At 68.3% G+C, this 21,761-nt stretch carries 18 protein-coding genes; 3 read left to right on the top strand and 15 right to left on the bottom strand.

Annotation, left to right across the window (positions count from 1 at the left end):
* Positions 1–2 precede the first annotated feature (2 nt).
* Positions 3–2,159 carry a TonB-dependent siderophore receptor gene (locus ACWPKK_RS19475; RefSeq protein WP_452007385.1) on the bottom strand — a complete coding sequence of 719 codons (2,157 nt, stop codon included), beginning with the start codon at positions 2,157–2,159 and terminating at the stop codon, positions 3–5.
* A 222-nt stretch (positions 2,160–2,381) separates the two neighbouring features.
* Positions 2,382–3,266, bottom strand: coding sequence for a helix-turn-helix domain-containing protein (locus ACWPKK_RS19480; RefSeq protein ID WP_452007387.1), 885 nt, complete (start codon positions 3,264–3,266; stop codon positions 2,382–2,384).
* A gap of 140 nt (positions 3,267–3,406) precedes the next feature.
* On the opposite strand from ACWPKK_RS19480, the gene ACWPKK_RS19485 reads away from it, so the two are divergent.
* Positions 3,407–4,144 carry a siderophore-interacting protein gene (locus ACWPKK_RS19485; protein WP_452007389.1) on the top strand — a complete coding sequence of 246 codons (738 nt, stop codon included), beginning with the start codon at positions 3,407–3,409 and terminating at the stop codon, positions 4,142–4,144.
* Positions 4,145–4,171: 27 nt separating this feature from the next.
* Here the strand turns inward: ACWPKK_RS19485 and ACWPKK_RS19490 are convergent, their stop codons facing one another.
* Positions 4,172–4,984: a class I SAM-dependent methyltransferase gene (locus tag ACWPKK_RS19490; protein WP_452007391.1), complete on the bottom strand. Its 813-nt coding sequence runs from the start codon at positions 4,982–4,984 to the stop codon at positions 4,172–4,174.
* A 228-nt stretch (positions 4,985–5,212) separates the two neighbouring features.
* Here ACWPKK_RS19490 and ACWPKK_RS19495 point away from each other — a divergent pair, with 228 nt between their 5' ends.
* Positions 5,213–7,231 (top strand): BTAD domain-containing putative transcriptional regulator, encoded by a 2,019-nt coding sequence (locus ACWPKK_RS19495; protein ID WP_452007393.1) that lies wholly within the window; start codon positions 5,213–5,215, stop codon positions 7,229–7,231.
* Between the two features lie 15 nt (positions 7,232–7,246).
* Here ACWPKK_RS19495 and ACWPKK_RS19500 read toward each other — a convergent pair whose 3' ends face one another.
* The 11 genes from ACWPKK_RS19500 to ACWPKK_RS19550 form a co-directional block, all read right to left on the bottom strand.
* Positions 7,247–8,680, bottom strand: a complete 1,434-nt coding sequence (locus ACWPKK_RS19500; RefSeq protein ID WP_452007395.1) for an FAD-binding oxidoreductase — start codon at positions 8,678–8,680, stop codon at positions 7,247–7,249.
* A 4-nt stretch (positions 8,681–8,684) separates the two neighbouring features.
* Positions 8,685–9,392, bottom strand: coding sequence for an ABC transporter ATP-binding protein (locus tag ACWPKK_RS19505; RefSeq protein WP_149224188.1), 708 nt, complete (start codon positions 9,390–9,392; stop codon positions 8,685–8,687).
* Positions 9,385–10,170, bottom strand: coding sequence for an ABC transporter ATP-binding protein (locus ACWPKK_RS19510; RefSeq protein WP_452007397.1), 786 nt, complete (start codon positions 10,168–10,170; stop codon positions 9,385–9,387). The genes ACWPKK_RS19505 and ACWPKK_RS19510 overlap by 8 nt, the downstream gene beginning before the upstream one ends.
* The gene (locus tag ACWPKK_RS19515; protein WP_452007399.1) at positions 10,167–11,186 is read right to left on the bottom strand and encodes a branched-chain amino acid ABC transporter permease; all 1,020 of its coding nucleotides are present in this window, start codon (positions 11,184–11,186) and stop codon (positions 10,167–10,169) included. The genes ACWPKK_RS19510 and ACWPKK_RS19515 overlap by 4 nt, the downstream gene beginning before the upstream one ends.
* Positions 11,183–12,061, bottom strand: coding sequence for a branched-chain amino acid ABC transporter permease (locus tag ACWPKK_RS19520; protein WP_324870497.1), 879 nt, complete (start codon positions 12,059–12,061; stop codon positions 11,183–11,185). Before ACWPKK_RS19520 ends, ACWPKK_RS19515 begins: the two co-directional genes overlap by 4 nt.
* Positions 12,062–12,272: 211 nt before the next feature.
* Positions 12,273–13,412 (bottom strand): ABC transporter substrate-binding protein, encoded by a 1,140-nt coding sequence (locus tag ACWPKK_RS19525; RefSeq protein WP_452007402.1) that lies wholly within the window; start codon positions 13,410–13,412, stop codon positions 12,273–12,275.
* Positions 13,413–13,517: 105 nt separating this feature from the next.
* Positions 13,518–14,378 carry an isocitrate lyase/PEP mutase family protein gene (locus ACWPKK_RS19530; protein WP_452007404.1) on the bottom strand — a complete coding sequence of 287 codons (861 nt, stop codon included), beginning with the start codon at positions 14,376–14,378 and terminating at the stop codon, positions 13,518–13,520.
* The gene (locus tag ACWPKK_RS19535) at positions 14,362–14,925 is read right to left on the bottom strand and encodes a 3-isopropylmalate dehydratase (RefSeq protein WP_452007406.1); all 564 of its coding nucleotides are present in this window, start codon (positions 14,923–14,925) and stop codon (positions 14,362–14,364) included. The genes ACWPKK_RS19530 and ACWPKK_RS19535 overlap by 17 nt, the downstream gene beginning before the upstream one ends.
* Positions 14,926–14,933: 8 nt before the next feature.
* Entirely contained in the window at positions 14,934–16,190 is a 1,257-nt protein-coding gene (locus tag ACWPKK_RS19540; RefSeq protein WP_324870493.1) for a 3-isopropylmalate dehydratase large subunit, read from the bottom strand.
* 26 nt (positions 16,191–16,216) lie between these two features.
* Complete coding sequence (locus ACWPKK_RS19545) at positions 16,217–17,806, bottom strand: FAD-binding oxidoreductase (protein ID WP_452007408.1); 1,590 nt, start codon at positions 17,804–17,806, stop codon at positions 16,217–16,219.
* Positions 17,807–17,841: 35 nt separating this feature from the next.
* Complete coding sequence (locus tag ACWPKK_RS19550) at positions 17,842–18,738, bottom strand: MBL fold metallo-hydrolase (protein WP_452007410.1); 897 nt, start codon at positions 18,736–18,738, stop codon at positions 17,842–17,844.
* Positions 18,739–19,122: 384 nt separating this feature from the next.
* Here ACWPKK_RS19550 and ACWPKK_RS19555 point away from each other — a divergent pair, with 384 nt between their 5' ends.
* On the top strand, positions 19,123–19,971 hold the full coding sequence (locus ACWPKK_RS19555) for an IclR family transcriptional regulator (RefSeq protein WP_452007412.1): 849 nt from the start codon (positions 19,123–19,125) through the stop codon (positions 19,969–19,971).
* A 37-nt stretch (positions 19,972–20,008) separates the two neighbouring features.
* Here ACWPKK_RS19555 and ACWPKK_RS19560 read toward each other — a convergent pair whose 3' ends face one another.
* Positions 20,009–21,622 carry an alpha/beta fold hydrolase gene (locus ACWPKK_RS19560; RefSeq protein ID WP_452007414.1) on the bottom strand — a complete coding sequence of 538 codons (1,614 nt, stop codon included), beginning with the start codon at positions 21,620–21,622 and terminating at the stop codon, positions 20,009–20,011.
* Positions 21,623–21,761: the final 139 nt, after the last annotated feature.

Genomic DNA, 21,761 nt, shown 5'->3' on the forward strand with positions numbered 1-21,761 from the left:
GGTTACCAAGTCATGTTGAGGGTCAGCAGGGCGGTCCGCCCCTCCGCATAGCCGCAGGAATATTGGGTCTGGCAGCTGGCGACATATTCCTTGTCGAACAGGTTGGTGACCGACAGGTTGGCGCCCCAGTTGTCGCGCTTGTAGCCGATCCGCGCATCGAAGACGGTCGCGGCCGGGACCTTCAGCGTGTTCTCGTTGTCGGCCCAGGACGACCCGACATAGCGCACGCCGCCGCCGACCGACACCCCGTTCAGCACGCTTTCGCGGAAGGTGTAGTCGAGGAAGGCCGAGCCCTGGACCTGCGGCACGATGTAGGGCGTCTTGCCGATCAGGGCCGGGTTGGCGTCCTTCTTGATGTCGAGGTCGAGCGCGGTGAAGGAGGCGGTGGCCTTCAGGCTGGGGGTGATGTTGGCCTTGGCCTCCAGTTCGACGCCGCGGGAATTGACCTCGCCCAGCTGGGTCTCGGCGTTGAAGGCGCCGGTCACCACGTTGGTGCGGGTCAGGTCGAACAGGGCCGCGGTGAAGATGGCGTCCATCCAGGCCGGACGGTACTTGACGCCGACCTCGTACTGGCGGCCGCTTTCCGGCTTGAAGACGCCGACGGCGGCGGAGGAGCCCAGCACCGGGTTGAAGAAGGTGGAGGCGCTGACATAGGGGGTCAGGCCGTTGGCGAACTCATAGGCCAGACCGGCGCGGCCGCTGAACTTGCCGGCCTTGCCGTCATAGGCTGGCGTGCCGTCGGCGTCGGTCGAGGCGATGTCGTAGCGGCCGTTCAGCGTCACCAGGAAGCCCTGGCCGAAGCGCATCTGGTCCTGCAGGTAGACGCCGAGCTGACGCATCGTCAGCTCCTGGTCGATGTAGGCGAAGCGCTGGCCCTGGGGGGCGCCGTAGACCGGGTTGGTGGCGCTGATCGTCGTGGCGGAGCCGGACGCCTGCACCTGATCCATGAGGAAATACTTGTAGTCGACGCCGACCAGCGCGGTGTGCTCGACCGGGCCGGTGCGCAGCTTGCCTTCCAGCTGGTTGTCGAGGAGGAAGCTGTTGACCTCGGTCGTGTGCTCGAAATTGATGCGCGACAGCAGGTTGTTGGGGTCGGTCGGCGTGGCCGAGAAGCCGCTGTACCCGAACGGGTAGACCGAGACCTCGTGGACCTTGCTGTAGTTGTAGCGCGCGTTCTGGCGGAAGATCAGGTCGTTGTCGAAGCGGTGTTCGAACTCGTAGCCGATTGAGGCCTGGCGGCGGCGGTAGGTGTCGATGCCGGGTTCGGTGTAGTTGGCCTTGCGGTCGATCCGGCCGAAGGGCGCGTCCACAACCGTGCCGACATAGGGCAGGAAGGCGCCGCCGTTGTGCGTCTCGTCGATGTCGGTGTAGTTGGCCAGCACCGTCAGGCTGTTGGCATCGTTCGGCGACCACTTGAAGCTGGGCGAAACGGTGCCGCGGAAGCCGTCCGCGAAGTCGGTGTAGGTGTCGCCGCCGGCGATGCGGCCGGTCAGGCGGTAGCTCAGCGTCGGGTCGATCGCGCCGCCGACGTCCAGGCCGAGATGGGCGGTGCCGTGCTGGTTAATGCCGACCTCGACCGAGCGCACGGGCGTATCGCCCGGCCGCTTGGTGACGTAGTTCACCAGACCGCCGGGATTGCTGCCGCCGTAGAGCACCGAGGAGGCGCCGCGCAGAACCTCGATCCGCTCCAGATTGTAGTTGTCGACGAACTGGCCGCCGAAGCCGTAGCTGTAAAGCTGCAGCCCGTCCTGGTAGATGCCCGACTGCGTCGCCTGGAAGCCGCGGATGAAGATCCAGTTTGTGTCGCTGTCCGCGCCGAAGGGCTGGCCGAAGACGCCGGGGGTGTAGCGCAGCGCCTCGTCCACCTTCTGGACGCCGCGGTCGTTCATTTCCTCGCGGCCGATCACTGACACCGACTGCGGGATTTCCTCCAGCGGCGTGTCGGTCTTGGAACCGGTGGCCGAGCGGGCCGGCACATAGCCCTTGACCGGGCTGGTCGCCGTATCGACGGTCCTGCTGCCTTCGACGGTCACCGGACCGAGGATGGCGGGCGTGCTCGCGTCCGTCTGTGATTGCGCCTGGGGCTGCGTTTGCGCCTGGGCAATTGCCGGCACCAGCAAGGCGGCGAGCGCCGTGCCGTTCAAGAGGAAACGGGTCATTCGCAGAATCGAAAAGTGAACCATCGCAATCGGCCTCGGACTGTATGCACCACCCGCGAAGCGCCACCGGACGATCCTGTCCGAAAGTGGATCCGCTGTTGCGAATGATTAGCATATGCATGAAGGCCCGGATTGAACCGTCTTTGGACGGGTTGGACGATCTTTCGACATTCGTCGGGCACCAGCATCGCCATCGCCATCGCCATCGCCATCGGTATCAACTCACGCGGACTGGTCGCGCAGCCAGGCGGCGGGCGTGGCGCCCACGATCTGGCGGAAGACCCGCGTCAGATGCGCCTGATCGGAGAATCCGGCCATCGCCGCCGCGGCGGCCAGCGTCACGTCCGAGGTGGTCAGCAGCGACTTGGCGCGCTCCACCCGCGCCCGCATCTGCCATTTGTGCGGCGGCACGCCGGTCGATGCCTTGAAGGCGGAGCAGAAATGGGCGGGCGACAGGCCGGTGAGTTCGGCCAGTTCCTGCAGGCGGATCGGCCGGCTGCAATGTTCCTCGATGTAGTCGATCACGCGCCTCAACTGGCGCGGCGGTAGTTGGCCGCGCTTGCGGTCGGCCGCCGGTTCGGTCTGGACGAGGCCGATGAACAGGGCGGCCATCAGGCTTTCGCCGTAGAGGTCGTGCAGGGCGCCCGAGGTCCGGCATTCCGCCGCGATCAGCCGGGCGAGCGCAAACAGCCGGTCGTCGGAGAAATTCAGCCGCGGCCGGTCCATCTCGCGGATGTCCAGCCCTTCCATGAAGCGGCCTTCCAGCACCGACATGTCGAAATGCAGGTCCAGATGGGTGAGGCGGCGGATGCTCTCGGTTCGGGACCAGACCTTGAGGCCGGCCGGAACGAAGCTCATGGGCTGGCGCCGGCTCAGCCGGTGGGACTTGCCGCGGTCGGGCGTGTCCATGACATGGAGGGCGCCCTCGCCGAGCTGGTCGAGCACCACGACGAGGCGGGGGGCCTCCGACACATATTCGCCGCCCGCATTCTGGTCGCAGGCCACGGTCCAGATGTCGGCGATCATCCCGTTCCAGGCACGCCACTGCAGGTCGCCGAGAATGGTGATCCCTTCGGTATGGCTCTGCATTCTCGGATGAAACGGCATTGATCGACTTTCTGGCCGCAAATCGCGCGGTTCCGGCACCCTTCGTGACAATCAACTCCTATAGGGCAAAGTGTAGTTGCGAACAAGTCGCATTCTTATTTAGCATGCGGCCCATTGGTGCCGGCGCGGAGAGGCCTGTCTTGAGCAGCAAATATCCCTGTGATCTTCGGTGGGTGGAGGTGGTCGCCGTCTCCACCTTGACGCCGCGCATGCGCCGCATCGTTCTTGGCGGGCCGGCGCTGGAAGGATTCACGCTGAAGCCCGGTGTCCTGGCCCCGCACATCGGTCTGGTGGTTCCGGCGGGGAATGACGGCGGATCTCCGCTACGCATCTACTCCGTGCGGCGCTTCGATGCCGCCGCAGGGACGCTGGAGGTGAATTTCGTGCTTCACGGCGCCGGTGTGGCGTCTGGCTGGGCCGCCCGCGCCAAGCCGGGGGAGAAAGTGGGGATCTCGGTATCGGGTGGGATCGCGATGAAGCCGGCAGGCCGCTATGTGGTGGCCGGCGACCATGCGGCGCTGCCCGCCATCGCCTATCTTCTGGAAAACCTTCCGGTGGATGCCTCGGCCGAGGTGTTCATCGAAGTGCCTGGACCGGCCGAGCAGCAGGAACTGGCCTCGCCGGCCGCAACCTCCATCACCTGGTTCCATCGGGATCGGCATGCGGCGCCGGCCCCGTCGCCCCTGCCGGAGGCGGTAATGGCGGTGGCCTCGGCCGGAGCGAAGGGGCTGGCGGTGTGGAGCGGGACGGAGCATGGCACCGCCCAGCGCATCCGCGGCCATGTCCGCCAGACCCTGCGCCTTCCCGCCGACGCCTGTTCGGTCGTCGCCTATTGGAAGGCGAGCGTCGCCCAGGGCGGCTTCGAGCATTACGGCTGAAGCCGCCCTGTCCTGAGTTGGAAGGAGCTACCGCCGCCGGCCGAGCGTGAGCACGAAGGTGCGCGGCACATGGATGCCCTCGCCTTCGCGGAAGCGCTCGTGGAAGGCGACGAAGTCCCGCTTCAGAGCGGCGCGGCGCTCCTCGTCGAGGCTGGCGGCCAGGGTGCGCGTCGGGCCGTAGCCGGTCACGAAGGTGCTCCAGGCCGCTTCGCCGCCGGTCTCGACATAATGGCTGGTCAGGGTCGTGGCCGTCAGGTCGAAGGCGCCGCCGAGCAGTTCCTCCAGTCGTTCGGGGCGGCCCCACGCGAAGGGCGATACCGCCGGGGGCGCCGCCATGTAGGGGCGCATCAGCGAGAACATCTCGGCGATGGCGCCGTCCGGCGTCCAGGTGGTCAGGGCCAGCCGGCCGCCGGGCCGGCAGACGCGGGCGAGTTCCTGCGCAGCCGCCTCCGGCTTGGCGGCGAACATGACGCCGAAGGTCGACACCACCGCGTCGAAGCTGGCGTCGGCGAAGGGCAGCGCCTCGGCGTCGCCCAGCCGGTAGTCGATGGAAAGCCCATCGGAGAGAGAGCGTGCGGCGTCCAGCAATCCGGCGGCGATGTCGATGCCGGTGACGTGCGCGCCGCGCCGGGCACAGGCACGCGCCGTGATGCCGGTGCCGGTCGCGACGTCGAGGATGTGTTCGCCTGGCTGGGGAGCGAGTCCGGCGACGGCCGCATCGATGCCGTCGTAGACGCCGCGGATGATCTCTTCGTAATCCCGGCCGCCCGAACTCCACACGGCGGCAGCCCGCTCGTTGTGCGGCTGAATGGCGGGAGCGGTGGCGATCAGGTCGTCCATATCGTCCTCCTTGGAATGTGCGATTGCGCCCGGTGACGGCGGGCTTCGGCCGCGAGGATGGCCGGGCCGCGTCAGCCGGGCGTCGGCCGATCGTCAGCCCTCGCGTCAATCGATCGTCAAAATGCCGACCCGTCCTTCAGGGGTAGTCCCCTGGGCCGACGCGTGTCTGACAGGATTCGCTCCGCCTGCTATGATCGGGGCGGTGGGTAATTTCCGTTTTGGTGCGGCATGGCCGGGCCGACGCTTAGGCTGCTGGGCGGCTTTTCGCTCGCCGATGCCGGCGGGCGTGCCCTCCCTCTGCGCGGGCGGAATGCGCAGCTTCTGCTTGCCTATGTCGCGCTGACCGCACCGCGACCGATCTCCCGCGAGCGGTTGGCCGCCCTGCTGTGGGAGGACTGCGAGGAACGGCGGGCGCTGCACAGCCTGCGCCAGTGCCTGATGGAGCTGCGCCACCTCGGCGGGCAGGCGGGCCTCGATTTGATCCGCACGGACAGGAACGAGGTGTCGCTGGCCCTACCGCCCGAATGCGTCGACGGCGTGATGGTCGACCGGCTGGCGCGGGAGGGTACGGCCGAGAGCCTGCGCGCCGCAGCCGACCTGTGCGCCGGCCCGCTTCTGCCCGAGGCCGAGGCCTGCACCGATGGTGTCAACGACTGGCTGGCCGGCGAGCGTGCCCGCTTCGCCCGCTTGGCGGCCGGGATCTTCGCGCGCCTGACGGCATCGTGCGAGACGGAGGGGGACTGGGACGGCGTTGCGTCCGCGGCGGAGCGCTGGCTGGCGCTCGATCCCGCCTGCGAGGAGGCGCACCGCGCGCTGATGCGGCTGCATGCACGCAACGGCCGGCGGTCGGTTGCCGTTCAGCAGTACCGGATCTGTGCCGAGGCGGTGCGCCGCTGCCTCGATGCCGACCCGGAGGAGGAGACGGTCGAACTGCTGCACGGCATCCGCGACCGCCCCCCTGCGACGACCGTGTCCGCCACCGTGGCCTCAACCGTGTCCGAGCGGCCTGCCGGACTGCTGCTGGACCTCTCCCGGTCAAGCCGGCCGGTGCTGCCGGATCGGCCGTCGCTGGCGGTTCTCCCCTTTGGCGCGATCGGCGGACCGTCCGAAGGCGGCGGCTTCGCCGACGGGGTGGCCGCCGACGTGCTGGTGCGGCTTTCGCGGCTGCGTTCGCTGTTCGTCATTGCCCGAGGGTCCTCCTTCCGCTTTCGCGGAACCCAGATCGACCCCTGCACGGTCGGCAGGGCGCTCGGCGTGCGTTACCTTGCCACCGGGGCGATCCGCACGGACGGGCACCGGCTTCGGCTGACCGTCGAGTTGGTGGAGGCCGAAAGCGGCGCCGTGATGTGGGGTGACATCTACGACCGGCGCCTGGACGCCGTGTTCGACCTGCAGGACGAGCTTGCCGCCCGCATCGCCGCCGCTCTCGACGACGAGATCGAGGCGGCCGAGATGCGGCGCGCCCTGACGGTTCCGCCGTCCTCGCTGGATGGCTGGAGCGCCTATCATCGGGGCCTTTGGCACATGTACCGGTTCACCCGCGACGACAACGAGACGGCGCGCGGTCTTTTCCAACAGGCGCTTCGCACCGACCCGCTGAGCGCCCGGCTGCATGCCGGCCTGTCCTTCACCCATTTCCAGGACGCCTTTCTGCATCGCACCGGACAGCGTAGCATCGAGGCGGAGCACGCCTATCGCTTCGCCGAGCAGAGCGTCAGTTTGGACGAGCGCGATCCGACGAGCCATCTCGCCCTGGGCCGTGCGCTGTGGCTGCTGGGGAGACAGGACGATGCGGTGGAGGAACTGAGCCTTGCGGTCGGCCTCAATCCCAACTTCGCCCTTGGACATTATTCCCTCGCCTTCGTCCAGGCGCAGGGTGGCGATGCGCGGGCGGCCCTGAGTGCCGCCGACGTCGCGCAGCGGCTGAGCCCGTTCGACCCGCTGCTGTTCGGCATGCTCGGCGCGCGGGCGCTCGCCTGCCTCAATCTGAAGGAGCATGCCCAGGCGGCGCTGTGGGGCGACCGGGCCGCGCGGCGGCCGAACGCCCATGTCCACATCCAGGCCATCGCCGCCTTCTCCAACGCCTTGGCGGACCGGCGGGAGGAGGCCGGGGGATATGCCCGTCGTATCAAGGAGACGGCGCCGTCCTACCGGTGCGACGACTTCCTCGCCGCCTTCCACACGCTGACGCCATCCGTGGTCGACCTCATCCGGCGCGTCGGGCCGAGCATCGGGCTGCCGTCCTGATCGCCTCTGTCCCGATCAGGGCTCGTCGGTGGCGACGACCTTGCCCGGATTCATGATGCCCTGCGGGTCGAACAGCCGCTTGATGCCGCGCATCAACGCCATCTCCGCCGGTCCCTTGAAGGCGGCGAGCGCGTCGCGCACGCTCTGGCCGATGCCATGCTCGGCGCTGATGGTGCCGTCCAGTTCGATCGTCACGCGGTGGACGGCGGCGCTGACGGCATGGGCGGTGGCCTCCAGCGGTTGGCTTTCCGTCCTCGCGCTGTCCGGCAGGATGACGACCAGATGGATGTTGCCGTCGCCGATATGGCCGACCGCCACCACGCGCGCATCCGGGCGCAGAGCCTCGACGGCGGCGGTGGCGCGGGCGACGAAGGCGGGAATGCGGGCGACCGGCACCGCCGTATCGTGGCCGATGACGATGCCGCTCTTTCGGTTGGCCTCCGACACGCTGTGGCGCAGTTTCCACAGGGCCTCGGCCTGGGCATCGCTGCGGGCGATTGTCGCGTCGGCGACGCTGCCGTCCTCCAGCGCTTCGGCCAGCAGATCCTCCAGCGCGGCGGCGAGGTCCAGCCCGGCCATCGGGTCGGTGATCTCGGCCAGCAGATACCAGGGCATGGCGGTGGCGAGCGGTCGGACGGTGCCCGGAACATGGGCGAGCACGGCGGCGAGTTGCGATTCCGACAGGATTTCCGCGGTGGTCACCCGGTCGCCCAGCGTTCCGCGCAACCGGGCGAACACCCGCAGCGCCGCGTCCAGCGAGGGCAGGGCAATAAAGGCGGTGGCGGTGCTGCGCGGGCGCGGAAACAGCTTCAGCGTCGCCGCGGTGACGATGCCCAATGTCCCTTCCGCACCGATGAACAGATGCTTCAGCGCATAGCCGGTGTTGTCCTTGCGCAGGGCGCGCAGGCCGTTCCACAGCGTGCCGTCGGGCAGCACCACCTCCAGCCCCAGCACGAGGTCGCGCATCGGGCCGTAGCGCAGGACGGCGGTGCCGCCGGCATTGGTGGCGATGGTGCCGCCGATCTGGCAACTGCCCTCGCTGCCCAGGCTCATCGGGAACAGCCGGCCGGCCTGTTCTGCGGCGGCCTGCACGGCGGCCAGCGTGCAGCCGGCCTCCACCGTCAGGCTGTCGCCGATGGGATCGGCCTCGCGGATGCGATTCAGGCGCGACAGGCACAGAACCAGGCTGCGCCCGGAGGCATCGGGAATGGCGCCGCCGACCACGCCGGTGTTGCCGCCTTGCGGAACCAGCGGCGTGCCGGTCTCCGCGCAGAGCCGGACGATGGCAGCCACCTGCGCCGCGTCGGCCGGGCGGACGACGCCCAGCGCCTCCCCCCGGTAGCGGCCGCGCCAGTCAGCCAGGAAGGGCGCGGTGTCCGCCGGGTCCGACAGCACATGCGCCGGTCCGACGATGGCGCGCGCCCGGTCGAGGACATCGCTGCTCCCCATGCCCTCACAGCCCCAGATAGGCGGTCTTGATGCGCGGGTCGGCCAGCAGGGTTTGGGCCGCATCCTCCATCACCACCCGGCCGGTTTCCAGCACATAGGCGCGGTCGGCCAGACGCAGCGCCAGATCGACCCGCTGTTCGACCAGCAGGACGGTGATGCCGGACTTGTGCAGGCTTTTGATCGTGTCGGCCAGCGTGTCGACGATGATCGGCGCCAGACCCAGCGTCGGTTCGTCCAGCATCAGGCATTTCGGGTTGGCCATCAGGCCGCGCCCGAAGGCGACAAGCTGCTGCTGACCGCCGCTCATGGTGCCGGCGCGCTGGGTGCGGCGTTCTGCCAGGATGGGGAACAGCTCGTAGACCCAGCGCAGCCGCTCGGCGAAGCCCATGCTGCCGGGCCGGCCGCGCAGGGCACCGAGTTCCAGATGCTCCAGCACCGTCATGTCGGGGAAAAGCTGGCGGCCTTCCGGCACATGGACCAGCCCGCGTTCGATCACCTGATGCGGCGCCATGCGGTCGATGCGCTCGCCGTCGAAGGTGATCGTCCCGCCGCTCGGCCGCAGCAGGGCGGAGATCGCCTTCAGCGTCGTCGTCTTGCCGGCGCCGTTGGAGCCGACCAGCGTTACCAACTCCCCTTCCTCGACGGTCAGGGAGACGTTGTGGACCGCCTCGCGGTGGCCGTAGCTGACCTTCAGACCTTCGACCTTAAGCATCGACCGGCTCCCGTCCCAGATACACGCGGATCACTTCCGCGTCGTTCAGCACCTGGGCCGGCGGCCCTTCGGCGATCTTTACCCCATGGTCCAGCACCACCAGCCGGTCGCAGACGCTGGCGACCACGCGCATGTGGTGCTCCACCAGCAGCACGGTGACGCCGCGGGCGCGGATGCGGCGGATCATCTCGACCAGCCGCTGGCCTTCCTCCGGGTTCATGCCGGCGGCGGGCTCGTCCAGCAGAAGCAGGCGCGGCTCGGCGGCCAGCGCGATGGCGATCTCCAGCCGGCGCTGCTCGCCGTAGGACATGGAGTCCGCCAGCGTGTCGGCCCGGTGGTCGAGGTCGCAGAAGGCCAGGATCTCCATCGCCTTGCGCCGCAGCTCCGCCTCTTCCCGGCGATAGGCGGCGTTGCGCAGGATGGCGGCGCCCCAGCCGGCCCGCGTCGTGCGGAAGGCGGCGCTGCGCACATTGTCGAGCGCGGTGAGGCTTGGGAACAGGCTGGTGATCTGGAAGGTGCGCGACACGCCGCGCTGGCCCATGACGTGCGACGGCGCGCCGGTGCAGTCGGTGCCGTCGAAGCGGACGCTGCCCGACGAGGGCGGCAGCGAGCCGCCCAGCATGTTGAACAGCGTCGTCTTGCCGGCGCCGTTCGGCCCGATCAGCCCGACCACCTCGCCGGCCTGCACCGTCATGCTGACGTCGCGCACCGCGGTCAGCCCGCCGAAGATGCGGGTCAGGTTGCTGACCGACAGGATCTCTTGAGCCGCAGGGTTCATTTCGCACCTCCTTCGGCGCTTGGCAAACCGGTGGGGGGCAAACCGGTGGGGGCCGCCGGCTGGGCGTTCTCCGACTTGTTGGCATTGCGCCAGCGCTGCCACAGGCTGACCAGCCCGCCCGGCAGGAAGACGACGGTGCCGGTGAGCAGGGCCGCGAAGATGACCATGCGCAGCGGACCGGCGACGCGCAGCGACTCCAGCAGGCCGATATAGACCAGCGCCCCCAGGATCGGCCCCAGGATGGTGCCGCGCCCGCCGATGATCACCACGATGATCAGCGCCGCGACATTGTGGACGCCCATGATGTCGGGGGTGATGACGCGGATGTAGTGGGCGTAGATGGCGCCGCCGATGCCGGCGATGGCGGTGGCGGCGACGAAGCCCAGCAGCTTGGTGTGGAAGACGTTGATGCCGAGCGAGGCGGCGAGCGGCGCATTCTCGCGCACCGCCAGGAAGGCGCGGCCGGTGCGGCTGCTCACCAGTGCATGGCAGAGGTAGGCGGTCGCCAGAACCAGGGCCAGCACCAAGTAATAGGTCTCGCGCGCAGCGGTGAAGGTGAGCGGGCCGATCGCCATCGGCGGGATGTCGGTGATGCCCATCGGACCGCGCGTCAGGTCGACCCAATGATTGGTGATGGTGAACAGGATGGCGCCGAAACCCAGCGTCAGGATCGCGAACTGCGGCCCGACCACCCGCAAGGCCGCATAGCCGATCACCAGCCCGAACGACGCGGCCACCAGACCGGCCAGCGGCAGCCCGAGCAGCGGCGGCAGGCCGAACTGGGTGGAGAGGATGGCGGAGGTGTAGGCGCCGACGCCGACGAAGGCGGCGTGGCCGAAGGTGAGCTCGCCCAGATAGCCGATGACGATGTTGAGGCTGAGCGCCAGCAGCGCATACAGCATCCACAGCACCAGCAGATGTTCCAGATAGGCATTGCCGGACAGGAAGGGCAGGACGGCCAGCGCCGCCACGCCGCCTGCAATCGCCAGGGTCTGGCCGTGGGAGTTGGTGTTCATCGCAGACCCCTTGCCGTGCTGAACAGGCCGTTGGGGCGCCACAGCAGGACCGCGATGATCATCGCGTAGCCGATCGCCTCCATGAAGCCGAGGGAGATGTAGCCGCCGCCCAGCGATTCGATGACGCCCAGCAGCAGGCCGGCGAACAGGGCGCCGGTGACGCTGCCCAGACCGCCCATGATGACCACGATGAAGCCCTTCAGCACCGCCCAGTTGCCGATGGTCGGGAAGATCATCACGGTGGGGCCGACCAGGGCGCCGGACAGCGCCGCCAACCCGCAGGCCAGCGCGAAGGTGTAGGCATGGACCAGCTTGATGTTGATGCCGGTCAGCGCCGCGCCGTTCGGATTCTGCGCCGTCGCCCGCATCATCTTGCCGAAGCGCGAATAGCGGATGAACAGGTAGACTGCGATCAGCGCCACCACCGCGGCGGCGAAGACCAGCACGCGCTGCTGGGTCAGCGTCACCGTGCCGATGTCCAGAACCTCGTCGGCGAAGGGGCTCTCGACATATTTCGGATCGGCGCCGAACAGCAGCTCGCCGCCGTTGGCGATCAGCAGGGCAAGGCCCAGGCTGGACAGCAGGATGGTGAATTCATGGTCGCGGCGCAGCGGCCAGAAGATCAGCCTGTTGGCGGCGATGCCAAGCCCCGCCACCACCACCGCCGAGATGGCCGCAGCCGCGATGTAGTCGAGCCCGAGCAGGGTGCCGATGAAATAGGTGATGTAGGCGCCGAGCATGTAGAACTCGCCATGGGCGAAGTTCACGATGCGCAGCACCCCGAAGACCAGCGTCAGCCCTGTGGCGATGAGCACATAGGCCATCCCGTTGACCAGGCCGTTCGCGATCTGCTGGGCGAAGACGGTGAAATCCATGTCGATTCTTCCTGTCGGGAGCTGTCGGTCGGATGCACATGTCTCGCGACCCCGGAACAATCCCCTCTCCCCCCGGGGAGAGGGTTAGGGTGAGGGGGGAGCGTGGCAGCCGTCACCGAGAATCCACCACTTGCATCCCCCTCACCCCGACCCTCTCCCCAGGGGGGAGAGGGGGAAGAAGGGGGAGAGGGAGACCCTCGCTATCCGCCCCTCAGTCCCGGACGCTGACGATCTGCTTCTTCTGGACCTGCACCAGATGGATCGACTGGCTCGCCTGGCCCTTGTCGGAGAAGCGCAGGTTGCCCATCACCGTCGGCACTTCCTGCGACTTCAGGGCGGCTGCGATCTTGTCGTAGGCGCGCGGGTCGCCGCCGGCGGCATCGACGCCGAAGGCCAGGGTCTGGACCGCCTGGGCGCCGAGGGCGGCGATGAAGGACGGCTCGTTCTTGTAGGATTTGCGGTATTGCTCCAGCCACGGCTTCAGCGACGGGGCGGCGCCGTCCTCGGTGAAGGGGGAGGCGGAATAGACCTGCTCCAGCGAGTTGCCGGACAGCTCCACCAGCTTCGGGTTCATGTTGCCGGCGGACGCGATGACCTTGCCGCGGTAGCCGGTCTGCTTGATCTGCCGGTAGATGGTGGCGCCCTGCGAGGTGTTGATCGCAGCGACATAGATCGCGTCGGCGTTCAGCGACTTCAGCTTGGTCAGAGCGGTGGTGAAGTCCGTGTCGGTGCGGTTGTAGAACTCGTGCCCCTTCACCTCGATGCCGCAGCCGGTCAGCAGCTTGGTGTAGTTGTCCAGCTCCAGGCGGCCCCAGTCGTCGTTGACGTTCATGAAGGCGATTGACTTCGGCTTGATGCGCTCGCAGATCGCCTTGGAATAGAACTCCGACATCATGGCCGAGGTGGCGTTCAGGCGGAACAGGTACTTGTGCCCCTTCTCCGTCACCTTCGGGTGCTGGGAGCTGGTCATGACGGTGATGATCTTGTCGCGCGTCACTTCCTTCATCGACAGGGCGACGGCGCTGAACCAGCCGCCGACGATCATGTCGACGTTGTCCTGCTCCATCGCCCGCTTGGCGGCGCTGACGCCGTCCTCGGGGGAACCCTTGTCGTCGTAGGTCAGCAGCTCGATCTTGCGGCCGCCGGCCACGCCGCCGTTGGCGTTGATGACCGCGGCCATCGCCTGCGCGCCTTCCAGGCCGAGCTGGCCCTCGAAGGCGCCGGTGCCGCTCATCGGGCCGATCAGGGCGATGCGGACCGGGGGCTGCTGTGCCTGCGCGGATGTGCCGGCGACGGGGATGGTCAGGGCCAGGGCCGCCGCGGCGGCAAGGAGAGTGCGCCTACCGAACATGGGGTTCCTCCGTGGATTGGTCGTCTTTTGATTGGCCGTCTTTTAGTTGGCCGTCTTTTAGTTGGCCCTTGGAACCGGCGGGTGGTGCGCGCCGGCAAAGGATCGTCAGGCGGTTTTCAGGTAGCGCTTCTGCAGTTCCTCGATCTGCGGGAAGCCGATGAAGTCGATGAAGCTGTTGTGGTCGGTGACCGGGCGCGGCAGGCCGCTGGTGGAGCGGCGTTCCGCAAGCGCGGCCAGATTCTCCTTCAGCGCCGAGGCGACGGTCATCAGCGGCACCAGCGCGTAGGTCGCCATGCCGGCCACCTCCTCCACCTCGTCGGCCGACAGTTTTTCCAGCCAGCCGAGCAGCTGCAGCGACAACGGCACGCCGACCGCCTCGCGCATGGCGCGCAGTCCGTCGATGTCCTTGAAGCACTTGCTGATCGGCTGGATCATGTCGGCGCCGGCCGCGACATAGGCGCGTCCGCGCTCCATGGCGGCGGCCGGATCGACCACGTCGGTGCGGGCGATGATCAGCATGTTGGGATCGCGCCGGGCCTCCACCGCCGCCTGGATCTTGGCGACGCCCTCGTCCATCGGGATCACCTCGACCCCGCCGACGCAGATCGGGCAGCGCTTGGGCGCGACCTGGTCCTCCATGATGACGGCGGAGACGCCCGCCGCCTCGAACTCGCGGATCGTGCGCATCACGTTGATGGCGTTGCCGTATCCGGTGTCGATGTCGGCGATGACCGGGACGTTGACCGCCGATACCACGTTGCGGACCACCGTCAGGTTTTCCGACATGGTGTACAGCTCGGCATCCGGCTGGCCGAGGAAGGAGGCGGAGACGCCGAAGCCCGAGGTCATCAGCGCGTCGAAGCCGGCCGCCTCGATGAAGCGGGCGGACAAGGCGTCATAGGCGCCGGCCGACCAGACGGTCTTCTGAGCCAGCACGCGGTTGCGGAAATCAGGTCCCCGAGACATGAGCATGGTCCTTTTGTTCGCGTTGCTGGGCCGCCTGCCGCTTCAGGAAGGGGACGAGGCCGCCGGCCTCGATCATCTCGGCATCCGCCTGCGGCAGCGGCTCATAGGGAATTTCGGTGCCTTGCGTGTGGTTGCGGACCACGCCCGCCGCCCAATCCACCTCGATCTCGTCCCAGCGGCGGACGAAACCGAGGATCCCGGGGCAGCTGACCTGCGGGAAGCCCATGCTGATCTCGCCGCGCCAATAGCCGGGAGAGAAGGACACCGCGATCACCCCGGTGATGCCGAGATGGCGCATCGCCTTCATCGGCGGGTAATGCGGGTGGCCGTAGCCGAAATTGTCCGCACCGACCAGCAGGTCGCCCGGCCGCACCGACTTGGCGAAATCCGGGTCGTAGCTCTGCATGGCGAGCTGCGCCAGTTCGGCCACGTCGGTGATCTTGATGTTCTTGACGCCGACGATCTGGTCGACGTCGAAGTTCACCTCGTCGAAGATGAAGGCGACACGGCCCTTCATCGCCGGCATCTTGAGTGTGGCTTCGGTCATTGCCGGCCTCACAGGTAGGGGCGCGGATCGGCGATCCGGCCTTCGATGGCGGAGGCGGCGACCACCGCCGCGTTGCACAGGTAAATCTCAGAATCCGGGCTGCCCATCCGGCCGCGGACGTTCAGCGTGCCGGTCGACACCGCGCGCTGGCCCGCCGTCATCGTCGCGATGCGGCCAAAGCAATAGTCGCAGCTGGGCGAGGAGACGAAGGCCCCGGCCTCCACCAGAGTGGACACCAGCCCCTCGCGCGCCGCCGCCGCCATCAGTTCCTGGCTGGTCGGCACGATGTGCAGAGAGACGCCGGTCTTGACCCGCCGTCCTTCCAGCACCTTGGCCGCCGCCCGCAGATCCTCCAGCCGGCCCGACGCGCAGGAGCCGAGATAGCCGGCATTGATCTCCAGCCCGAGGAACTCGGTCAGGTCGCGTGTGTCCGCCGGGGTCGGGGGCACGACGACGATGGGCTCCAGATCCGACAGGTCGATGTCGTGAACGGCGGAATAGCGCGCGTCCGGATCGCTCGACACCGGCTCCAGCTTCTTCCGGGCGCGGGGCAGGGCGTAGTCGAGCCGGACGGGATCGGGGTTGACGATGGCGGTCAGCGCGCCGGTGAACATGGCGAGACCGGTGATGGTCTGCAGTCCCTCCGTCGACATCGCCGCCACCGACGGGCCGCCCAGCTCCAAAACCTGGAAGCGGCAGGAACTCGGCCCCAGCCGGCGCACCAGATGGTGGAAGACGTCGCGCGCCATCACGCCGGGCCGCAAACTGCCGCGCAGGTTCACCCGCACGGTATCCGGCACGCGGATCGACACGGTGTCGCTGACGAAGGCCTCCATCACGTTGCGGCGCAGACCGATGGCGAGCGTCCCGAAGGTGCCGAGCTGGCTGACATGGCCGTCGAAATGGACGACGAAGGCACCCGGCGTCGCATAGCCGACCTCCGCCGCCACCTGATGGCCGATGCCGTGCCGTTCGAACAGCGGCACATCGTTCTCCGCGCACCAGTTGCGCGTGTTGATGTGAAGCTCTTCCTCCTTCGCCGTGGCGGTCGGCACCATGTGGTCGATGAAGATGCCGAAGCGCTCCGGCTCGGCCACCCGCTCGATGCCGAAATCCTCCTTCATCGTCTTGAAATAGACGTCGGTGTAGCCGGGGAAGTCGTAGGCCAGCACGAAGTCCGGCTTCGCCTTGATGTCCTGTCCGGCGCGGACTGCAGGCAGACCCGCCGCGCGTGCCAGGATTTTCTCGGTGATGGTGTAGCCCATGGCGTGGATCTCTCCGCTCCCGTCCGTCAGCCGCCGAGGCCGAGGGAGCCGGGATTCATCAGCCCCTGCGGATCGACGGCGCGCTTGACGCCCTCCAGCAGCGACCAGGTTTCGGGGGTCATGATCTCGCGGAACGGATAGTCGCGGGCGACCTGCCAGCTGACGCCGCCCAGGCTGCAGTACAGCTCCTGCGTCGCGCGGCGCAGTTCGGCCACCGCGTTGCGGGCCGCCGGGTTGGCCGGGCGGTCGCGCCAGGGCTTCACCACGTCCTCGCCCAGGCTGGCGGCGTGCAGCGGCGTGATCTCGTCATTCCAATAGAAGGCCGGCTCAAGGAAGAAGTCGTTGCCGACCGTCATGGTCATCACCGAATAGATGATGCCGTGCTGCTCCATGAAGCCGCGCTTTTCCGCGAAGAAGGCGTCGTTGGCGGCGACCACCTTGTCGGCGTCGCCCAGCGGGAAGATGGCGTGGATCGGCACCCAGCGCTGGCCCTCGCGACCCAGCATGCCGCGCACAGGCCCGAAGGGCTTGGAGCGCATGACCTTCGGCACGCTGTTCTCGATCTCCTTGCCGTGGCGGGCGCCGATCTCGCGCACGGTCTGCATCGCCTCGCGCAGCTGGGCTTCGCTGCGGCCCTCCACCACCAGATGGAGGGTGAAGTTGTGGTCCTTGAGGAAGGCGGTGCCGGCGGTGGCGACGCTCAGAGCCTCCTTGGCACCCTGGAACAGCGATTTGCCGGCCTTCGCCACGTTGCCCAACGTCTTCAGCCCGTCCGACAGCTTGTTGACGCTGGCCGAATGCTCGACCTTCGTGCGGTCGATGCCGAAGCCTTCCGACACGCAACGCGCCCGCGCCATCTCCACCTGTGCGGCGGCCATCGCCTGCATGGTGGCGAAGCCGAAGGACAGGAAATCGCTGTGTTCGGGCCGGCGGTGGAGGCGCAACGTCGCCGCCACCTTGAAGCCCATGGCGCCGTTGTCGCCCAGGAACAGGCCGGTCAGGTCGGGACCGCCGGAGCGGGTGAAGGGCTTGGTTCCGACGCGCCCGCCCGATCCGGTGGTGACGGTGCGCCCGTCGGCCAGCACCACGGTGACGCCCAGCACGCTTTCCGCCACGGTGCCGTGCAGGGCCGAGCCGAAGAAGGCGCTGTTCTGCGACAGGGCGCCGCCGATGGTGGCGTTGATGCCCGACAGCGGCCCCCAATAGCCGGTGCGCAGGCCGGTGCCCTCCAACGCCTCGTTCAGCGCGGCCCAGGTGCAGCCGGTCTCCACCGTCACATAAAGGCTGTCGGTGTCGAGATCGATGATGCGGTTCAGCCGGCGGCTGTCGATGACGACCGAATCCGGCCGCTTCGGCAGATAGCCCTTGGTGTAGGACATGCCGCCGCCGCGCGGCACGACCGCCACGCCGGCGTCATGCGCGGCGCGGATGGTGGCGGCGACCTGATCGCGGTCGCGCGGCAGGGCGATGGCGAGCGGCGGGATGCCCGGCTGCCAGAACACGTCGTTAGCGTAGAAGTCGCGGCTCTTCTCGTCATCCAGCAGGCCATCGGCGCCGAGTGCGGCGCGCAGGGTGTCAAGCAGGGTGGCCGTGCCTTCGAGGGCGGCGATGCTCATGGAAAATCCCTCTGGGTAAGGTCGGGCGGCGTTCTTCAGGCAGCGTCTTTCAGCGGCTCGAACCGGAAATCCTCGCCGGTACGGCGCACATAGCCGGTATGGGGAGCGCCGAAATGGGCCGGGAACACCAGGGCGTTGCGGTCGGCGGCATGGTCCAGCAGTCGGCGGCGGGTCGCCACCGCCTGCGCCTGGTCCTCGCAGAAGCGGCTGTTCCAGTCCGGACGGCACACCTGCATCGGCTGGTGCAGGCAGTCGCCGGTGAAGTAGGCGGCGTGGCGGTCGGACTCCAGCCGGACGAACATCTGCCCCGCCGTGTGGCCGGGGGCCAGTTCGACCGACAGCCCGTCGAGGATGCGGTCGCCGTCCTCGATCAGCTCCACCTGACCGGCTTCCCACACCGGCATGACGCTGTCCTCCATCACCGGGCCGTTGCCGGGCATGCCAATCAGGCCGCCGTCGGGGCTGCGCCAATGCTTGAATTCCTGCGCGCCGTAGATGTAGCGGGCATTGGGGAAGGTCGGCACCCAGCGCCCGTCGACCAGCTGCGTGTTCCAGCCGACATGGTCGATGTGCAGATGGGTGTTGATGACCAGCGTCACATCCTCCGGCCGCACGCCGGCCTCGGCGAGGTGGCGCAGATAGGGCTTGTCCAGCATGTGGAAGCGCTCGAAACCTGGCGTGTGGCGTTCCTTGTGGTTGCCGCAGCCGGTGTCGACCAGGATCACATGGCGGTCGGTGCGGATCAGCCAGCTGTGCATGCTCGACATCAGGCGCCGCGACGCCGGGTCGAGGAAGTTCGGTTCGGCCAGATCGGGGTTCCGGGTCAGGATCGCCTCGTCATAGGCGGGAAACAGGAAGCCGGGATCGAAACCCGGCGTCAGCATTTCCTCGATCCGCGTGACCGTGAACGCACCCAGGGCGATGGTTTGCATTGTCCTCCCCTCGTGCAGGGTGCCGGCGGCCGTGTCTCATGAAATCGGAAGACTGACGTCGGGAGACTGCGGCGAGCCGGAGCATGGGGCGCCGGCCATCTGCCGGGGCGATGGCGGCGCGCTTGTTCTGTTTGTTTGGTAATGAAACCATTTGCCCTTCACAGTGTCAACAGGCAAAAATGGTGTCACTGTTTGACACGGATGGTGGACTGCGGCAGGGATGGCGGAAAGGGGTTGCGCAACCGCGCGAGCGCCTTCAATGCTACCGGCGCACTGCACCTGTGACGGGATCAGCGCGACCGCGCCGCCATCCACCGGCTGTGCCGGACACCGGGGCTTCCGCCTGGCATCGGGGCACGCGACATCCATAAGGGGCTTGAACGTATGGACACCGAACAGGACGACAACCAGGGCGCGGAAAAGAACGGCCTCAGCGTTCGCGCCGTGTCGCGCGCTCTGGCCGTGCTGCGCAGCTTCTATCAGGAAGGACCGACGCTGACCCTGACCGAGGTCGCGAGCGCTGCGAAGCTCGACAAGGGAACGGCGCGGCGCATCCTGCTGACGCTGGTGCAGGACGGCTTCGCCGCCTTCGACGCGCAGAGCCAGAAATACAGCCTGGGGCTGGAGATCCTGAAGCTGGCGGGGGCGGTGCCGGAGCGCCGCGACCTGCGCCAGATCGCTTCCACCATCCTGTCGCGGCTGGCGAAAACCACCGGCAGCACCGTGTTCCTGTCGGTCTACCATGACGGATCGGCGGTGTGCCTGGACCAGTTCCACAGCGACCGGTCGGTGGAGGTGCGCTGGTGGATCGTCGGAGGGCAGCTGCCGATGAATTGCGGCGCCGCGCCGCGCGTGCTGCTGGCCTATCTGCCGGAGGCGGAGGTGGAGCGCGTGCTGGCGCGCGGGACCACCCGCCTCACCCCCCACACCACCACCGACCCCCGCCAATTGGCTAAGGAGCTGGAGGAGGTGCGGAAGCGCGGATGGTCGATGGCGGTCGACGACGTGATCGAGGGGCTGGCCGCCATCGCCATGCCGCTGTTCGACCCGGACGGCCGGCTGATCGCGGCGGTCAGCCTGACCGGCCTGACCCCCCACATCGTCCGCAACGGCCAGCCCAATTTCCTGGAGGATATGCGCGGCGCGGTGCGGGAGATCTCGTCCAACCTCAATTCGCTGTCGGCCCTGCCGCTGCACCGGGCGGCCCGTGCCCAATCGGTGCTCGGGGGGTGACGACGAAGGCCGACAGCGGTAAGGGCGCTGTGTCGCTCTATGCCACGCGGTGCGAATCAGCGGCATCCCCGCGCAGGAAGGCGGCATAGCGGGCAATGGTCGCCTCCACGGCGGAGGCTTCCTGGCCGGGATACCAGACGGTGGCCGGGGTCGGTGCCACCTCCGTCCCCGCCGGTGCCAGTTGCTTCGCCTCGGCCAGCCCTTCGACCAGCATGTCGGCAGGACCGGCGCAGATCAGCGCCGGGCGGGTCAGGCGCGGCAGACGGGCGCGGGTGTCGTAGTGGAAGGCGGCGCGGTAGGAGCGGTCGTAATGGGCGCCGCTCGCCAGCAGACCCATGGTCCAGTCATGCAGCACCGCCGCGTCGGGAACGCCGATGGCGCGGGCGGCTCCACGCTCCTGCCTGTACCACGGCCAGAACAGGAACATGTCGCGCCGCATGTTCCAGGCCTGGAGCAGATGCAGTCCCCAGCGGTCGGCGGCCAGCGGCGGGAAATAGTTGGTCAGGATGTCGGCACTGAAGTCTGGCGGGATCAGCACCGGCGCCTCTAGCACCGCGCGGTCGACGCGGTCGGGATGGCGGACCGTCAGTTCCAGCGCCACCAGCGCCCCCGTGTGGGTTCCCCACAGGTCGAAGCGGTCGAGGCCGAGCGCATCGGCGACAGCCAGCGCATCCTCTGCCAGCATGCCGATATCGACCGTGCGCTCCGGCTTGTCCGATTCGCCGTTGCCGAGATAGTCGGGAGCGATGACCTCCCATCCCGGAGCCAGCCCGTGCAGAAGCGGCAGCAGCGGCTTCGAGGATCCGGGGGCCGATTGCAATGCCAGCAGCGGCCGGCCGCGTCCGGCCCGGCGCAGATGGACGCGGCCCTGCGGCGTGTCGGCATAGTCGTGCCAGACCCGCATCGGGTCGGAGACCGGCTGAGTCGGCGGCAGCGGTTGGGCATCGGGCCGGCATGAGGCCATAGCCGACAAGGCTTTGGCCGCGGCGTCAAGGTCATCGACACGGACAAGACCGGTCCGGTCGGTGAGTCTCGGCATGGCGTCGAGGCACAGTTTCCACAGCGCTTCATAGCGGTGAGGCGCCGCTGCGGCGGTGCGCAGCATCGCGTCGAGGGCGGCGGGGTCGGGCAAGGGCGCGCCCTGTGGCGCCGGATGCCGGGCGTCGCGCGGCTCCAGCACATGGGCATCGCGCAGATGCGCCCACAGCACAACCAGATGGGTGCCGTCGTCGCGCGGTGCCAGCGGGGCGGGGGTCAGGCGGCGTTGCGTCCAGCCTTCCGCCGCTGCCGCATCGGCGAGCAGGACGGTGTCCGGTTGCCAACTCGATCCGCTGTTCTGCAGCGCGACGGCCAACGGCGCCGCAAGGTCGAAGGAGAGCAGCGGGCAGGGGGGAAGGCCCAGCGCGCTTGCGGTCTCTGCGATGAGGCGGGCCAAACCGGCGGTATCCTCCGCCCACACACCGCTGGACCCGCCGGTTCCCGGAAGATCGACCGCGGTGACGGTCCAGCCGGGCAGGTCGCGAGCCAACTGGTCGGCGCGGGTGGAGGCGGCGGCGATCAGGCCGGGCAGCACCAGCAGGTCGGGGCCGGAACCGCTGCGCCAGACACGCAGTTGGCCCTGTCCGATGGTCACGTAATGGGGTGTCGACATGGATGTCCTCCCGGTCGGCAGGCGGAGACTGCCTGCATTTCTTTATGCGAAAGGGGTGGGGAGTGCCGCGGGCCGCCTGGGTCCGTCCGTTGCGGGGCGGGGGCGGGCAATTTGTTGGCGGCGCGGACTGTGCCGCTGT

Source organism: Azospirillum largimobile, from assembly GCF_977007025.2.

Bases quoted from the DNA above. Each gene is read 5' to 3' on its own strand.
- ACWPKK_RS19495 (WP_452007393.1), top strand. From the start codon at position 5,213: ATGGCCGGGCCGACGCTTAGGCTGCTGGGCGGCTTTTCGCTCGCCGAT.
- ACWPKK_RS19550 (WP_452007410.1), bottom strand. From the start codon at position 18,738: ATGCAAACCATCGCCCTGGGTGCGTTCACGGTCACGCGGATCGAGGAA.
- ACWPKK_RS19480 (WP_452007387.1), bottom strand. From the start codon at position 3,266: ATGCCGTTTCATCCGAGAATGCAGAGCCATACCGAAGGGATCACCATT.
- ACWPKK_RS19475 (WP_452007385.1), bottom strand. From the start codon at position 2,159: ATGACCCGTTTCCTCTTGAACGGCACGGCGCTCGCCGCCTTGCTGGTG.
- ACWPKK_RS19525 (WP_452007402.1), bottom strand. From the start codon at position 13,412: ATGTTCGGTAGGCGCACTCTCCTTGCCGCCGCGGCGGCCCTGGCCCTG.
- ACWPKK_RS19560 (WP_452007414.1), bottom strand. From the start codon at position 21,622: ATGTCGACACCCCATTACGTGACCATCGGACAGGGCCAACTGCGTGTC.
- ACWPKK_RS19535 (WP_452007406.1), bottom strand. From the start codon at position 14,925: ATGACCGAAGCCACACTCAAGATGCCGGCGATGAAGGGCCGTGTCGCC.
- ACWPKK_RS19540 (WP_324870493.1), bottom strand. From the start codon at position 16,190: ATGGGCTACACCATCACCGAGAAAATCCTGGCACGCGCGGCGGGTCTG.
- ACWPKK_RS19515 (WP_452007399.1), bottom strand. From the start codon at position 11,186: ATGAACACCAACTCCCACGGCCAGACCCTGGCGATTGCAGGCGGCGTG.
- ACWPKK_RS19520 (WP_324870497.1), bottom strand. From the start codon at position 12,061: ATGGATTTCACCGTCTTCGCCCAGCAGATCGCGAACGGCCTGGTCAAC.
- ACWPKK_RS19555 (WP_452007412.1), top strand. From the start codon at position 19,123: ATGGACACCGAACAGGACGACAACCAGGGCGCGGAAAAGAACGGCCTC.
- ACWPKK_RS19490 (WP_452007391.1), bottom strand. From the start codon at position 4,984: ATGGACGACCTGATCGCCACCGCTCCCGCCATTCAGCCGCACAACGAG.
- ACWPKK_RS19545 (WP_452007408.1), bottom strand. From the start codon at position 17,806: ATGAGCATCGCCGCCCTCGAAGGCACGGCCACCCTGCTTGACACCCTG.
- ACWPKK_RS19500 (WP_452007395.1), bottom strand. From the start codon at position 8,680: ATGGGGAGCAGCGATGTCCTCGACCGGGCGCGCGCCATCGTCGGACCG.
- ACWPKK_RS19530 (WP_452007404.1), bottom strand. From the start codon at position 14,378: ATGTCTCGGGGACCTGATTTCCGCAACCGCGTGCTGGCTCAGAAGACC.
- ACWPKK_RS19510 (WP_452007397.1), bottom strand. From the start codon at position 10,170: ATGAACCCTGCGGCTCAAGAGATCCTGTCGGTCAGCAACCTGACCCGC.
- ACWPKK_RS19505 (WP_149224188.1), bottom strand. From the start codon at position 9,392: ATGCTTAAGGTCGAAGGTCTGAAGGTCAGCTACGGCCACCGCGAGGCG.